We start from the raw sequence: 13,421 nt of genomic DNA on the forward strand, positions 1-13,421 counted from the left end.
CCTCGCCAATACATCCGGGGTGCCGGACGCAGTCACGTGACCGGCATTCCCATCCGAACCCGTCAGGAAACTGTCCACGGGGACACGTCAGGGGACGGACGCGGTGCCTCTCTCGGGGCCGCCTCCGCCCGCCGCAGAGGAGAAGCACGGATGAGCAAGGTTATCGGTATCGATCTCGGCACCACGAATTCCTGCGTCGCCATCATGGAGGGCAAGGAAACCCGGGTGATCGAGAACGCCGAGGGCGCGCGCACCACGCCGTCGATGGTCGCCTTCGCCAAGAACGGCGAGCGGCTGGTCGGCCAGAGCGCCAAGCGCCAGGCGGTGACCAACCCGAACAACACGCTGTACGCGGTGAAGCGCCTGATCGGCCGCCGCTTCGACGACCCGGTGGTGAACAAGGACATCGGCCTCGTTCCCTACAAGATCGCCCGCGGCCCGAACGGCGATGCCTGGGTCGAGGTGGACGGCAAGCAGTACCCGCCGCAGCAGATCAGCGCCGACATCCTGACCAAGATGAAGGAGACGGCCGAGGGCTATCTCGGCGAGAAGGTGACCCAGGCGGTCATCACCGTCCCGGCCTACTTCAACGACGCCCAGCGCCAGGCGACCAAGGAAGCCGGCGCCATCGCGGGCCTCGAGGTGCTGCGCATCATCAACGAGCCGACGGCGGCCGCGCTCGCCTACGGCATGGACCAGAAGAAGGGCGGCATCGTCGCGGTCTACGACCTCGGCGGCGGCACCTTCGACGTCTCGGTGCTCGAAATCGGCGACGGCGTCTTCGAGGTGAAGTCGACCAACGGCGACACCTTCCTCGGCGGCGAGGATTTCGACGCCCGCGTCATCGACTACCTGGCCGACGAGTTCCGGCGCGAGCAGGGCATCGACCTGCGCGGCGACAAGCTCGCCCTGCAGCGGCTGAAGGAAGCTGCCGAGAAGGCGAAGATCGAGCTGTCGTCCTCCAAGCAGACCGAGATCAACCTGCCCTTCATCACCGCCGATGCCTCCGGGCCGAAGCACCTGGTGATGACGCTGAGCCGGGCGAAGCTCGAGAGCCTGGTCGACGACCTGATCTCCCGCACCCTCGAGCCCTGCAAGCAGGCGCTGAAGGATGCCGGGCTGACGGCGGGCGAGATCGACGAGGTGATCCTGGTCGGCGGCATGACCCGCATGCCCAAGGTCATCGACGCGGTGAAGTCCTTCTTCGGCAAGGAGCCCGCGCGCAACGTCAACCCGGACGAGGTCGTCGCCATCGGCGCCGCCATCCAGGGCGGCGTGCTGAAGGGCGAGGTCAAGGACGTCCTGCTGCTCGACGTCACCCCGCTGTCCCTGGGCATCGAGACGCTGGGCGGGGTTTTCACCCGGCTGATCGACCGCAACACCACCATCCCGACCAAGAAGTCCCAGGTGTTCTCGACCGCCGACGACAACCAGACCGCGGTCACCATCAAGGTCTTCCAGGGCGAGCGGGAGATGGCGGCGGACAACAAGCTGCTGGGCAATTTCGACCTGACCGGCATCCCCGGCGCCCCGCGCGGCGTGCCGCAGATCGAGGTGACCTTCGACATCGACGCCAACGGCATCGTTTCCGTCCAGGCGAAGGACAAGGCGACCGGCAAGGAGCAGCAGATCAAGATCCAGGCCCGCTCCGGCCTGTCGGACACCGACATCGAGCGGATGGTGAAGGAGGCCGAGGCGAATGCCGAGGCCGACAAGAAGCGCCGGGAGGGCGTCGAGGCCCGCAACCAGCTTGAAGCCCTGATCCACAGCACCGACAAGACGCTGAAGGACAACGGCGACAAGGTCGGCGCGGCGGAGAAGGCCGAGGTCGAGACGGCGCTGGCCGAGGCCCGCACCACGCTCGAGGCCGGCGAGCCCGAGGCGCTGCGTGCCGCCGGCGAGAAGCTGTCCCAGGCCGCGATGAAGATGGGCGAGGCGCTCTACAAGGCGCAGCAGGCGACCGAGCAGGCCGGCCCGGCCGGCCAGCCGGGCGGCACCGGCGGCCCCGCGGGTGACGACAAGGTGGTGGATGCCGACTTCGAGGAAGTCGACCCCAACAAGAAGAAGCCTGGCTGAGGTTTTCCGGCCAGGCCCGGAGGAGGCGCGCCCGGTGATCGCTCCCAGGCCCTGATGGGCCGGGGGGCGGGACCGGGCGCCGCCCTGTCGGGGCCTCGGCATGCTTGAGGCGTGGGTTTTGCGTCCCCGCGGGGACTGGACCGTCGGCGCCGCTGCGGGCGATTCCCCGGGCGCAAGCTGGCGGGTTCGTGATACAGGGCTCGGTTATGGCGAAGCGGGATTACTACGAGCTGCTCGGCGTCTCGCGCGAGGCGACCGAGGACGACCTGAAGAAGGCGTATCGCAAGCAGGCGATGAAGTACCACCCTGACCGCAATCAGGGGGACAAGGACGCCGAGGCCAGGTTCAAGGAGCTGAACGAGGCCTATGATATCCTGAAGGACGGCGAGAAGCGCGCCGCCTACGACCGCTACGGCCATGCGGCCTTCGATCAGGGCGGCGGAGGCGGCGGGGGTGGCGGCGGCAACCCCTTCGGCGCAGGCTTCGAGGATATCTTTGAGGAGATGTTCGGCCGCTTCGGCGGCGGCCAGCGCGGCGGCGCCCGCCGCCAGGCCAGTGGCCGCGGCGCCGATCTCCGCACCATGGTCGAGATCGGGCTGGAGGAGGCCTTCTCCGGCACGAAGAAGACGGTGCGGGTGCCGTCCTCCGTCAGCTGCGAGGCCTGCAACGGCAGCGGGGCCGAGGCCGGCAGCGCCGCGGCGCAGACCTGCCCGACCTGCCAGGGCGCCGGCAAGGTCCGGGCGCAGCAGGGTTTCTTCCTGATCGAGCGGACCTGCCCGACCTGCAGCGGCACCGGCCGGGTCATCAAGAACCCCTGCAAGGTATGCCAGGGCGCCGGCCGGGTGCAGCGCGACCGCACGCTGAACGTCTCGATTCCCGCGGGGGTCGAGGACGGCACGCGGATCCGCCTGGCCGGCGAGGGCGAGGCCGGGCTGCGCGGCGCGCCGGCCGGCGACCTCTACGTCGACATCTCGGTCAAGGCGCACCCGATCTTCCAGCGCGACGGGGCGAACATCTTCGTCCGCGTGCCGCTGCGGATGACCCAGGCGGCGCTCGGCGCGCAGGTCGAGGTGCCGAGCATCGATGGCGGGCGCTCGCGCGTCACCATCCCGGCCGGCACCCAGGCGGGCGACCAGTTCCGGCTGCGCGGCAAGGGCTTCTCCGTCCTGCGCAGCGCGGTGCGGGGCGACATGTTCGTCCAGGTCTCGGTCGAGACGCCGCAGAACTTGACCGCGAAGCAGCGCGAGCTGCTGGAGCAGTTCGAATCTGAGGCCAGCAAGGGCGGCCGCACCAGCCCGGAGGCAGAGGGCTTCTTCGCCAAGGTCGCGGCCTTCTGGGACGGCCTCGGGCGGTAGCTGGCGGGCGGTGGCAGCCGCCGTCCTGCCCTTCGGCCCCGGTGCGGGCCTGCGCTGCGGCACGCCCTGCCGCCGGCAGCCGGGGTGGCGGAAGCCGGCGAAAGAGTCGGTTGACCGTCCGGGAACCGGCCAGATGATTCCACGTTCAACCCGAGCCGTCGCACCCCCCCCAGCGACGGCACTGGCAGGCGGCGGTGCGGACGCGGTCCCACCCGCATCGCCGCCCGCCCCCCCCCTCCCACAACTCGTGAGGTTCCGCATGCCGGAGATGGAAGGCGCCGTGACCCCCGGTGCTGGCGGCGATGTCGCGCGCGAGGAAACCCCGCAGTTGATCGCCGCGGGCAAGGTGGCCGGCACCCCGGTCTATGACCGGGAGGGGGCGAGGCTCGGCACGATCGAGGACCTCATGCTCGACAAGCAGTCGGGCCGGGTCGCCTATGCGGTCATGAGCTTCGGCGGCTTCCTCGGCATCGGTGAGCGGGTGCATCCGCTGCCCTGGTCGGTGCTGCGCTACGACACGTCCCTCGGCGGCTATGTGGTCGACCTGGACCGCGACCGGCTGGAAGGCGCCCCGGCCTATGGGCCGGGCGATGCGCCGGACTGGACCAGCCGGGATTGGGGCCGCAGCGTCGACGACTATTGGGGCGCCCGGTCGATCTGGGGCGCCCCCGGCAGCAGCTAGCCCCGCAGGCGCTGCGCCTGGACGGGTCATGGGACTCTCCTGCGGGTCCGCTGTGGACGCGCGGCCGTCGCCGCGCCGCACCGCTTTGTTCTCCAGTTGAGAGGCTGAATGACCGCCATCACCGCGGCCGGCTTGCGCGGCGGGCAGGGGGCTTGCCGGTGCCGCCGCGCCCGGCCATGACGGCGCCGGACACCGCCCGGGGGAACACGCGCATGCCCATCCGCATCGGCATCGCCGGCATCGCCGGCCGTATGGGCCGCCTGCTGGCCGAGGAGGCGCTGGCTGCCGGCGCCACGCTCGCCGGCGGCACCCGTCGCCAGGCCGGTGGGGCCGCGGCGCCGGCCCCGGTCCTGCCCGACATCACCGCGCTGTTTGCCGCCAGCGACGTGGTGATCGACTTCACCCATGCCTCGACCGCCGCCGCGCATGCCGAAGCCGCGGCCGCGGCGGGCAAGCCCTTCGTGCTCGGCACCTCCGGCCTATCGGCGGAGCAGGAGGCCGCGGTGGCCGCGGCGGCCGGGCGCACCGCCATCGTCTATGCCGCCAATTTCGCCCCCGGCGTGAACCTGTTCCTGGCGATCGCCGAGCGCATGGCCGCCGCCCTGCCGCCCGAGCAGTACGACGCCGAGATCGTCGAGATGCACCACCGGCAGAAGGTCGATGCGCCCTCCGGCACTGCGGTCGCGCTGGGCCGTGCGGTCGCGCGCGGCCGGGGCACGACGCTGGAGGCGGCCGGCACTGAGAGCGGGCGGGATGGCCATACCGGCGCGCGGCAGACCGGTGCCATCGGCTTCGCCGCCCTGCGCGGCGGCCAGGTGGTCGGGGAGCACACGCTGCTCTTCGCCGCCGGGTCGGAGCATATCGCGCTGACCCATCGCAGCTTCGACCGGCGGGTCTATGCCACCGGCGCGGTGCGCGCCGCGGTTTGGCTGCAGGGGCGGGCGCCCGGCCTTTACGACATGAAGCACGTGCTCGGCATGGTCTGACCGCCCGGGACCGATCCGTCACATAAGCATGTCTTTATGTCTCCGCCCTTGACCCCCCGCCGCCCGGCTGCGAAACACGGGACAACCGGCGGGGCGCTCGCGCTCGCGCGCACCCATGCGCCGGACTGGCCAGGCCGGGGCGCCGCCGATCCCCCCGCGCGACAAGAGGACGAACCACGCCATGCGCGACAAGGGTGAGTATCTTTTCACCTCTGAATCCGTGTCCGAAGGCCACCCCGACAAGGTCGCCGACCGGATTTCCGACACCGTCATCGACGCCTTCCTGGCCGCCGACCCCTATGCCCGCGTCGCCTGCGAGACGCTGGTCACCACCAACCGCATCATCCTCGCCGGTGAGGTGCGCGGCCCCGACGGCGTGATGCAGGGCCTCGAGGAGAAGGTCCGCGCCGCGGTGAAGGACATCGGCTATGACCAGGAAGGCTTCTCCTGGCGCAACGCCGAGTTCCAGAATTACCTGCACGGCCAGTCCGCCGACATCGCGGTGGGCGTGGATGCCGCCGGCAACAAGGACGAGGGCGCCGGCGACCAGGGCATCATGTTCGGCTACGCGACGAACGAAACGCCCGACCTGATGCCCGCGCCGCTGCTCTATGCGCACAAGATCCTGCTAAAGATGGCGCAGTACCGGAAGGCCGGCGACGCGCGCGCCAAGGGCCTTGAGCCCGATGCCAAGTCCCAGGTCACACTGCGCTACGTGGACGGCAAGCCGGTGGGCGTCACCTGCGTGGTCGTCTCGACCCAGCATGCCGAGGGCATGGAGCAGGCCGAGATCAAGGAACTGATCCGCCCGATCGTGAAGGATGTCCTGCCCGCGGGCTGGGTGGTGCCGGAGGCCGAGTTCTACGTGAACCCGACCGGCAAGTTCGTCATCGGCGGGCCGGACGGCGACACCGGCCTGACCGGCCGCAAGATCATCGTCGACACCTATGGCGGCGCGGCGCCGCATGGCGGCGGCGCGTTCAGCGGCAAGGACCCGACCAAGGTCGACCGCTCGGCCGCCTATGCCGCGCGCTACGTGGCGAAGAACGTGGTCGCGGCGGGTCTGGCGGATCGCTGCACCATCCAGGTCTCCTATGCCATCGGCGTCTCCAAGCCGCTGTCCGTGTATTTCGACCTGCACGGCACGGGGAAGGACATCGACGAGGCGAAGCTTGCCGCGGTGGTGCAGGATGTGGTGAACCTTTCCCCGCGCGGCATCCGCGAGATGCTCCGCATGAACAGGCCGATCTATGCGGTGACCAGCGCCTATGGCCATTTCGGCCAGGCGCCGGACCTCAAGGCCGACACCTTCACCTGGGAGCGCACGGACGTCCTGGCGCCGGAGCTGAAGCGCGCCTTCGGCCGCTGAAGCGACCTTCCATCCGGGTTGCTGAAGCGCGCCTTCGGCCGCTGATACATCCGGCCGGATCGGCTATTGGGGCGGCGCCGCATGGCGCCGCCCCTTTTCCGTGTTGGGATCCCGCATGACCGCCGACCGCCCACCCCTCGCCGAGGGCGTTCCCGACCGCCTCTACGGCCGTCGTCGCAGCCACCCGCTGCGGGCGCGCCAGCAGCAGCTGCTGGACGAGACCCTGCCGCGGCTGCGGCTCGACCCCGCCCGGGTCGCCGACCCGCGCGCCGCCTTCGGCATGCCCGTGGAGGCGCTGTGGATGGAGGTCGGCTTCGGCGGCGGCGAGCACGCGCTGGCGCATGTCGAGCGCAATCCCCGGGCCGGCTACATCGCCTCCGAGGTCTTCGAGAACGGGCTCTGCTCGCTGCTCTCGCGCCTGGTCGCGGAGAGGGAGGAGGCGACCGGGGCGCTGCCGCCGAACCTCCGGCTCTGGCCGCAGGATGCGCGGCACCTGCTGGGACTGCTGCCGCCAGCGTCGCTCGACCGGCTTTTCCTGATGTTCCCGGATCCCTGGCCGAAGGCGCGGCATGCCAAGCGGCGCTTCGTCAACCCGACGCTGCTGCCGCTGGTGGCCCGCGCCTTGCGGCCCGGCGGGGAATGGCGGATCGCCAGCGACGACCCGACCTACCAGGCCTGGGTTGCCGAAGTTATGGCGGCGCAGGACCTGTTCGCGGTGCCGCCCCCGGCGGAGGCCCGGCCCGAGGGCTGGCCGCCGACCCGCTACGAGGCCAAGGCGTTGCGCGAGGGCCGCCGCCCGCTCTACTGGTCGCTCATCCGCCGAGCAGGCTGACCAAGGCTTCCAGCGCCGCCTCGATCTCCGGGTCCGGCAGCATGTCGACGCCCGGCACCAGGTCGAGCCCGAGCGTCCGCTTGATGACATAGGCCAGGATCATCAGCGACAGCAGCAGCGTGCCGCCGACCAGGTGGAAGACTGCCGCCTGCAGCAGCGCGATGCCCTTGCGCCTGGCCTCCAGCCAGGGGAAGCGGCGTGGACGGGCGCCGAGGGCAGAGGGGGTTCGGGCAAGATCCATGCGCCCTTTTCGCCGGATACCGATGAACGAAGCGTTCGCAATGCGCGTGACGCGATGGCTGCGGCGGTTCGCGCGCAGACCTGTCCGCGGCCAAGGCGGATTCCGAAATCATGAAAGTTGCACCGCCTCGCGATCCGCCCTTGCCTGGCTTTGCCTGCTGCCCGGCCTGGCCGCGGCCCAGCCGGCGCCGAACCGCGTCTATGGGCTGCAGGGCGGGGCGGCGCACATCGCCATTTCCGCCCGTGGCGGCTGGGAAGTCCGCGACGCGGCCGGCCACGCCGTCGCCGCCGCGACCGGACCGGATGCCGCGCTGCGGGTGCCGCCCGGCGGCTGGTACCGGTTGTACCGCGACGGCACGCCTTTCGGCGGCCGCTTCGCCGCCGGGCATGTCGTGCTCGTCAGCGGCCAGTCGCAGGCCTCCGGGCTGTTCGACGCGACCTGGCCGCGGGTCGGCGCGCATCCGGCCGGGCCGGGCGACGCGCCGGCGCCGCCGGTCTCCGCCATCCTGCAATCCTGCCTCGGCCGCGCCGGCTGCCCCGCGGAGGGCACGCGCTGGGTCGCGCCGGGGGAGCAGCTGCCCGAGCCATTGGGCGCCCGTGCCCTGCTGGCCGAGCTGGCGCTGCTGCGCCCCGGCATCCCCTTCGCCCTGGCCGATGCCACCTGGGGCGGCGCCGGGATCGCCGACCTGCTCGACCCCGCCCGGCCGGCGCGGGGGCAGATGGTGCGGGTGGCCGAGGCCGCTGCCCCGGCCTCCGCCTTGCTGCTTCTGGCGCATGGCACCACGGATGCGATGCGCGGCACCCCGGCCGGGGACTATGTCGCCGGGGTCGGCGCGCTGGTCGCGCTGCTGCGCGCGGCGGGCGGCGATCCGGCGATGCCGGCGCTGCAGGCGCCGCTCTCGCCGCTACGGGATGCGGCCGGGCTGCTCGGCTCCGGCCGGCTGGCGGATCGGGTGGGGCTGGCGGCGGGGGAAGGCTGGCCGTTCCGCCTCGGCCTCGCGCAGCGCCGGCCGCTGGACCCCGCCACCGCCGCCCATGCCGGCGTGATCCGCGCCGCCCAGGCGGAGGCCGCGCGCCGCTTCGGCCTGCTGCCGGGCGGCGACCTGACCGGGGTGGCGACCGGCGCGGATGGCATCCATTGGACGGCGGAGGGGGCGCGCCAGGCGGCGCGGGAGGCGGCGGCGGCGATCGTCCAGGCGCTGGACCCCGGCGATGCGCCGGGACTAGCCTTGCCGCAAACGGGAAGGACACGGCCATGAGCCTCGACCGCCGCGGCGCGCTGGCGCTGCCCCTTGCCATCGCCGCCATCCGGCCGGCTGCGGCCGACCCGCTGGACGCGGTCGAGAGCCGGCTGATCGAGATCGGCGACCTGCGGCTCGGCTCCGGTACCGTCATCCCCCAGGTGCGGCTGGCCTACGAGACCTATGGCAGGCTCAACGCCGCCGGGGACAATGCCGTGCTGATCACGCACGGCTATACCAGCAGCCACCACGCCGCCGGCCGCTACGCCCCGGGCCGCGCGCCGCCCGGGGTGGCGGAGACTGCGCCGGGCAGCTGGGACCTGATGATCGGCCCGGGCAAGCCGATCGACACCGACCGCTTCTATGTCGTGTCGTCCAACATGCTCGGCTCCTCCTATGGCTCGACCGCGCCGGCCAGCCTCGACCCGGTGACCGGCCAGAACTGGGGCCCGGATTTCCCGGCAATCGCCGTCACCGACATCATCGCGGCGCAGAAGGCGATGCTCGGGCTGCTCGGCGTGCGGCACCTGGTGGCGGTGATGGGCACCTCCTACGGCGGCTACCAGGCCTTCCAATGGGCGGTGACCTACCCCGAGGACATGCGCGCGATCATCGCCGTCAACACCGCTCCGAAGGGCAGCGGCGACCAGCGGCAGACCGCGGCACTGGTGGCGCGGCTGGCCGAGGACCCGAACTGGAACGGCGGCCGCTACTACGCCAATGGCGGCATCCAGCGGATCCTGACCGATATCCGCGTGGCGACGCTGAAGAATTACGGGATCGAGGCGCAGCTGAACGACCGCTTCCCCGACCCGGCGGCGCGGGAGGCCGAGATCCGCCGCCTGGCGACCCCCTGGGCCCAGGCCTTCGACGGCAATTCGCTCGTGGTGCTGCGCCGCGCCGCGGTCGATTTCGACGCGCAGCGGGATTTCGCGCGGATCAAGGCGAAGGTGCTCTACGCCCTGACCACCACCGACCGGCTGTTCCCGCCGTCCATCGCCCCGGCGGTGATGCAGCGCCTGGCGGAGGCCAAGGTCGACGCCGATTTTTTCGAGATCAGGAACGAATTCGGCCATATCGGCGCCAATGTCGACAGCCCCGGCTGGGTGCCGCGGCTGGCCGAGTTCATGCGCCGGGCGGCTGCCGCTTGAGCCCAAGGCGGTCGGCAAGCGAGATGATCCTTGCGGCTGCTTTCGCAGGGGCCTATATCTCGGCCTCTCATCACCATCCGCGCTTCACCGGGGGGTGGCCTTAACGGGCCGCCTTTTTTGTTTTGGGCACCGACATCGAACGTCCGCAGCACGAGGGTCTGGAGGCGCGCATCGCCGACGCCATCGCCCCCACCATCGAGAGCATGGGCTATGAGCTCGTGCGCGTGCAGGTTTCCGGCAAGGAAAGGCCGGTCGTCCAGATCATGGCCGACCGGGCGGACGACGCGCCCTTCCGGGTAGAGGATTGCGAGGCGATCAGCCATGCCGCCGGCGCCGTGCTGGATGTCGAGGATCCGATCAAGGGCGAGTGGACGCTGGAGGTCTCCTCCCCCGGCATCGACCGGCCGCTGACCCGCACCAAGGACTGGAACCGCTACGCCGGCCATGTCGCGACGCTCGAGCTGATGATCCCGCAGGAGGGCCGCAAGCGCTTCCGCGGCATCGTGCTGGGCGCCGATGCCGAGGCAGCCCGGCTGAAGCTGGACGAGGGTGGGGAAGCGGCTTTCCCCCGCAGCAACATACGTCGGGCCAAGCTGGTGCTGACCGACGAACTCATCGCGGCGACCGCCGCGCTGGCCGGGGTGCCCGCCCTGGACGAGGCCGGCACCGGGCCCGACGAAGACACCGGCACCGATACCGCCGTGTCCCCGCGCGCCAAGGGCGCGAAGCGCGGACCCGGCGGGAAGAAACCCCACTAAGGAGAACCAGGCCATGGCCGTGGATGTCGCCATCGCTCGCCCGGAACTGCTGCAGGTCGCCGATGCCGTCGCGCGCGAGAAGATGATCGAGCGCGACGAGGTGCTGGAAGCGATGGAGCAGGCCATCCAGAAGGCCGGGCGCGCCAAGTACGGGCACGAGAAGGACATCCGCGCCATCATCGACCGGCGCAACGGCGAGGTCCGCCTGTCCCGTTGGACCGAGGTGGTGGACCAGGAACCGGTCGAGAACGAGGCGACGCAAATACCTTTGCGCATCGCCCAGAAGTTCAAGCCGGGCATCCAGGCCGGCGAGTTCATCGTCGACCCGCTGCCGCCGATCGATTTCGGCCGCATCGCCGCTCAGACCGCCAAGCAGGTGATCGTGCAGCGGGTGCGCGAGGTCGAGCGCAAGAAGCAGTACGACGAGTACAAGGACCGCGTCGGCGAGATCGTCAACGGCATCGTCAAGCGGACCGAGTACGGCAACCTGATGGTGGACCTGGGCCGGGCGGAAGCCCTGCTGCGCCGCGACGAGACCATTCCGCGCGAAGCCTTCCGCAACGGCGACCGTGTCAGGGCCTATATCTACGACGTGCGGGAGGAACCGCGCGGCCCGCAGTTGTTCCTGTCCCGCACCCATCCCGGGTTCCTCGCCAAGCTCTTCGCCCAGGAAGTGCCGGAAATCTACGACGGGATCATCGAGATCAAGGCGGTCGCCCGCGACCCCGGCAGCCGCGCCAAGATGGCGGTGATCAGCCGCGACAGCAGCATCGATCCGGTCGGCGCCTGCGTCGGCATGCGCGGGTCGCGCGTCCAGGCCGTGGTGCAGGAGCTGCAAGGCGAGAAGATCGACATCATCCCCTGGTCGCCCGACAACGCCACTTTCGTGGTCAATGCGCTGGCACCGGCGGAGGTCACGAAAGTCGTGCTCGACGACGACGCACGCCGGGTTGAAGTGGTGGTCCCGGACGACCAATTGTCCCTCGCGATCGGGCGCCGCGGGCAGAATGTCCGCCTCGCTTCCCAGCTGACCCGCTGGGACATCGACATCCTGACCGAGGCCGAGGAATCCGAGCGCCGGCAGGAGGAGTTCCGCAAGCGCACCGGCCTCTTCGTCGAGGCACTGGACGTGGACGACGTGATCGCCGGATTGCTGGTGACCGAAGGCTTCACCTCGATCGAGGACGTGATCGCGGTGGACGACGACGAGCTGGCCAGCATCGAGGGCTTCGACGAGAGCGTCGCGGCCGAGCTGAAGCGCCGCGCCGAGTCTTTCCTCGAGCAGCGCGACGTGGAGCTGGACGAGAAGCGCCGCGCGTTGGGCGTCGAGGATGCGGTCGCCGAGGCCGGCGGCTTCACCCCGGCGCAGCTGGTGGCGCTTGGCGAGAAGGGAGTGAAGCAGCTGGACGACCTGGCCGATCTCGCCTCCGACGAGTTGATCGAGATCCTCGGGCCGGATTCAATGGACGAGGACACGGCGAACGCGATCATCATGGCGGCCCGCCAGCACTGGTTCGAGGGTGAGGACGGCGAGGCCCCAGGGGGCGAACAGCAGGACGAGGCGGAGGCCGCCGGGGAGGCGGTGGATGGCGACGGCGAAAAAGCCTGATCCCAACCGCGGGCGCCGGCGTAAGCCGACGCAGCCGCCATCGGACGCCGCCCCCGCAGCGCAGCCGCTGGCGCGGCCAGCGGCCGATGCAACCGCCGATGCGCCCGAGAAGGGCCCGCTTCGCCGCTGCATCGTGACGCGGGAGAGCGGGCCGAAGGAGGCCATGCTGCGTTTCGTGCTCGGCCCGGACCGCGGCGTGGTTCCGGACCTTGCCGGAAAGTTGCCGGGGCGGGGAATGTGGTTGTCCGCGAGGGCCGATGTGTTAGAACGCGCCGTCAAGCGCGGCGCCTTCGCCAAGGCGGCACGTGGGACCGTGTACCTGCCCCCTGACCTCGCTGCGCGGATCGAGGACGGCCTGAAGGGTCGGATCCGCGATCTCGTCGGCTTCGCCCGGCGGAGTGGGAAGGCGGTCTGCGGGCGGGAATCCGTCCGGGAATGGCTGCAGGCAGGCAAGGCGGGCCTGTTGGTGGAGGCTTCGGACGGCAGCGCGGCGGAACGGTCGCGGCTGGTCGGCAGGCGGGACGTGCCGGTGGTGGCCCCCCTTCCGGCGGATGTGCTCGGCAGCGTCTTCGCAAGGGACCATGCCGTGCACGTGGCGATCGCGCCCGGGCGCCTCGCCGAGGCGATCGCGCTCGAGACGGCACGGCTCGCCGGCATGCTCCGGGTTGGCGCCGCCGGCGCTGCGACACCATCCCCGCGGGGCGATGGTGCTGGACATAGGAGAGACGGCCCCATGGGCCAATGAGCGGCTAGGTTGGGCGCGCCATCTCGCGCCCGGTGGAATCACCCGGACATGCTCCAGGCTCAGGCCGGCGGCAGTCCATTGGCACGAGTGGCATGACGGCAGACGGATCGGGTACGGACCAAAGAATGAGCGACCAGAACGACCAGGACGCGGGCAAGAGCAGGCTGAGCCTTCGGCCGGCCGGCGGTCGCCTCGAGCTGGGCAAGACGGTGGACGCGGGCAGCGTCCGCCAAAGCTTCAGCCACGGGCGCAGCAAGACCGTCCAGGTCGAGGTTGTGAAGAAGCGGACGGTGACCTCGCCGGCGCCGCGCCAGGCGGCCGGCCCGGCCGCGCCGGTTCCGGCCGGCGGCGGGCCGCACCCCGCCAGCCCGGCCCGC

13 protein-coding genes are annotated in these 13,421 nt (G+C 71.1%); 12 read left to right on the forward strand and 1 reads right to left on the reverse strand.

Annotation, left to right across the window (positions count from 1 at the left end; genetic code table 11):
* The first annotated feature begins 150 nt into the window (after window positions 1-150).
* The 6 genes from dnaK (at window position 151) to trmB (ending at window position 7,300) form a co-directional block, all read left to right on the forward strand.
* Window positions 151-2,076, forward strand: a complete 1,926-nt coding sequence (gene dnaK / locus E2C06_RS26370) for a molecular chaperone DnaK (RefSeq protein ID WP_133291570.1) — start codon at window positions 151-153, stop codon at window positions 2,074-2,076.
* 206 nt (window positions 2,077-2,282) lie between these two features.
* Window positions 2,283-3,431, forward strand: coding sequence for a molecular chaperone DnaJ (dnaJ, locus tag E2C06_RS26375; protein ID WP_133291571.1), 1,149 nt, complete (start codon window positions 2,283-2,285; stop codon window positions 3,429-3,431).
* A 259-nt stretch (window positions 3,432-3,690) separates the two neighbouring features.
* Window positions 3,691-4,113 carry a PRC-barrel domain-containing protein gene (locus E2C06_RS26380; RefSeq protein WP_133291572.1) on the forward strand — a complete coding sequence of 141 codons (423 nt, stop codon included), beginning with the start codon at window positions 3,691-3,693 and terminating at the stop codon, window positions 4,111-4,113.
* Between the two features lie 212 nt (window positions 4,114-4,325).
* Window positions 4,326-5,099: a 4-hydroxy-tetrahydrodipicolinate reductase gene (dapB, locus tag E2C06_RS26385; protein ID WP_193560510.1), complete on the forward strand. Its 774-nt coding sequence runs from the start codon at window positions 4,326-4,328 to the stop codon at window positions 5,097-5,099.
* A gap of 181 nt (window positions 5,100-5,280) precedes the next feature.
* Window positions 5,281-6,468: a methionine adenosyltransferase gene (gene metK, locus E2C06_RS26390; protein ID WP_133291573.1), complete on the forward strand. Its 1,188-nt coding sequence runs from the start codon at window positions 5,281-5,283 to the stop codon at window positions 6,466-6,468.
* Window positions 6,469-6,583: 115 nt separating this feature from the next.
* A complete protein-coding gene (gene trmB, locus E2C06_RS26395) occupies window positions 6,584-7,300 on the forward strand; it encodes a tRNA (guanine(46)-N(7))-methyltransferase TrmB (RefSeq protein WP_133291574.1) in 717 nt (238 codons plus the stop codon).
* Here the strand turns inward: trmB and E2C06_RS26400 are convergent.
* Window positions 7,281-7,541: a hypothetical protein gene (locus E2C06_RS26400; RefSeq protein WP_133291575.1), complete on the reverse strand. Its 261-nt coding sequence runs from the start codon at window positions 7,539-7,541 to the stop codon at window positions 7,281-7,283. The two genes, trmB and E2C06_RS26400, sit on opposite strands and share 20 nt — an antisense overlap.
* A 22-nt stretch (window positions 7,542-7,563) precedes the next feature.
* Between E2C06_RS26400 and E2C06_RS37935 the strand changes: the two genes are divergently transcribed.
* From E2C06_RS37935 to E2C06_RS26425, 6 genes are all read left to right on the forward strand, one after another.
* A complete protein-coding gene (locus tag E2C06_RS37935) occupies window positions 7,564-8,799 on the forward strand; it encodes a hypothetical protein (protein ID WP_165982679.1) in 1,236 nt (411 codons plus the stop codon).
* Window positions 8,796-9,932, forward strand: coding sequence for an alpha/beta fold hydrolase (locus tag E2C06_RS37940; RefSeq protein WP_165982680.1), 1,137 nt, complete (start codon window positions 8,796-8,798; stop codon window positions 9,930-9,932). The genes E2C06_RS37935 and E2C06_RS37940 overlap by 4 nt, the downstream gene beginning before the upstream one ends.
* 122 nt (window positions 9,933-10,054) lie before the next feature.
* Window positions 10,055-10,690 (forward strand): ribosome maturation factor RimP, encoded by a 636-nt coding sequence (gene rimP, locus E2C06_RS26410; protein ID WP_133291577.1) that lies wholly within the window; start codon window positions 10,055-10,057, stop codon window positions 10,688-10,690.
* A gap of 13 nt (window positions 10,691-10,703) precedes the next feature.
* Window positions 10,704-12,299, forward strand: a complete 1,596-nt coding sequence (nusA, locus tag E2C06_RS26415) for a transcription termination factor NusA (RefSeq protein ID WP_133291578.1) — start codon at window positions 10,704-10,706, stop codon at window positions 12,297-12,299.
* Complete coding sequence (locus E2C06_RS26420; RefSeq protein WP_133291579.1) at window positions 12,277-13,044, forward strand: RNA-binding protein; 768 nt, start codon at window positions 12,277-12,279, stop codon at window positions 13,042-13,044. The genes nusA and E2C06_RS26420 overlap by 23 nt, the downstream gene beginning before the upstream one ends.
* A gap of 125 nt (window positions 13,045-13,169) precedes the next feature.
* Window positions 13,170-13,421, forward strand: a 252-nt coding sequence (locus E2C06_RS26425) for a translation initiation factor IF-2 associated domain-containing protein (protein WP_133291580.1), incomplete at its 3' end; no start/stop codon positions are given.

Origin of the sequence: Dankookia rubra (genome assembly GCF_004355005.1) — a bacterium.
Classification (GTDB): domain Bacteria; phylum Pseudomonadota; class Alphaproteobacteria; order Acetobacterales; family Acetobacteraceae; genus Paracraurococcus; species Paracraurococcus ruber_A.

Coding starts and splice junctions, on each gene's coding strand:
- dnaK (WP_133291570.1), top strand. CDS start 151: ATGAGCAAGGTTATCGGTATCGATCTCGGCACCACGAATTCCTGCGTC.
- dnaJ (WP_133291571.1), top strand. CDS start 2,283: ATGGCGAAGCGGGATTACTACGAGCTGCTCGGCGTCTCGCGCGAGGCG.
- E2C06_RS26380 (WP_133291572.1), top strand. CDS start 3,691: ATGCCGGAGATGGAAGGCGCCGTGACCCCCGGTGCTGGCGGCGATGTC.
- dapB (WP_193560510.1), top strand. CDS start 4,326: ATGCCCATCCGCATCGGCATCGCCGGCATCGCCGGCCGTATGGGCCGC.
- metK (WP_133291573.1), top strand. CDS start 5,281: ATGCGCGACAAGGGTGAGTATCTTTTCACCTCTGAATCCGTGTCCGAA.
- trmB (WP_133291574.1), top strand. CDS start 6,584: ATGACCGCCGACCGCCCACCCCTCGCCGAGGGCGTTCCCGACCGCCTC.
- E2C06_RS26400 (WP_133291575.1), bottom strand. CDS start 7,541: ATGGATCTTGCCCGAACCCCCTCTGCCCTCGGCGCCCGTCCACGCCGC.
- E2C06_RS37935 (WP_165982679.1), top strand. CDS start 7,564: ATGAACGAAGCGTTCGCAATGCGCGTGACGCGATGGCTGCGGCGGTTC.
- E2C06_RS37940 (WP_165982680.1), top strand. CDS start 8,796: ATGAGCCTCGACCGCCGCGGCGCGCTGGCGCTGCCCCTTGCCATCGCC.
- nusA (WP_133291578.1), top strand. CDS start 10,704: ATGGCCGTGGATGTCGCCATCGCTCGCCCGGAACTGCTGCAGGTCGCC.
- E2C06_RS26420 (WP_133291579.1), top strand. CDS start 12,277: ATGGCGACGGCGAAAAAGCCTGATCCCAACCGCGGGCGCCGGCGTAAG.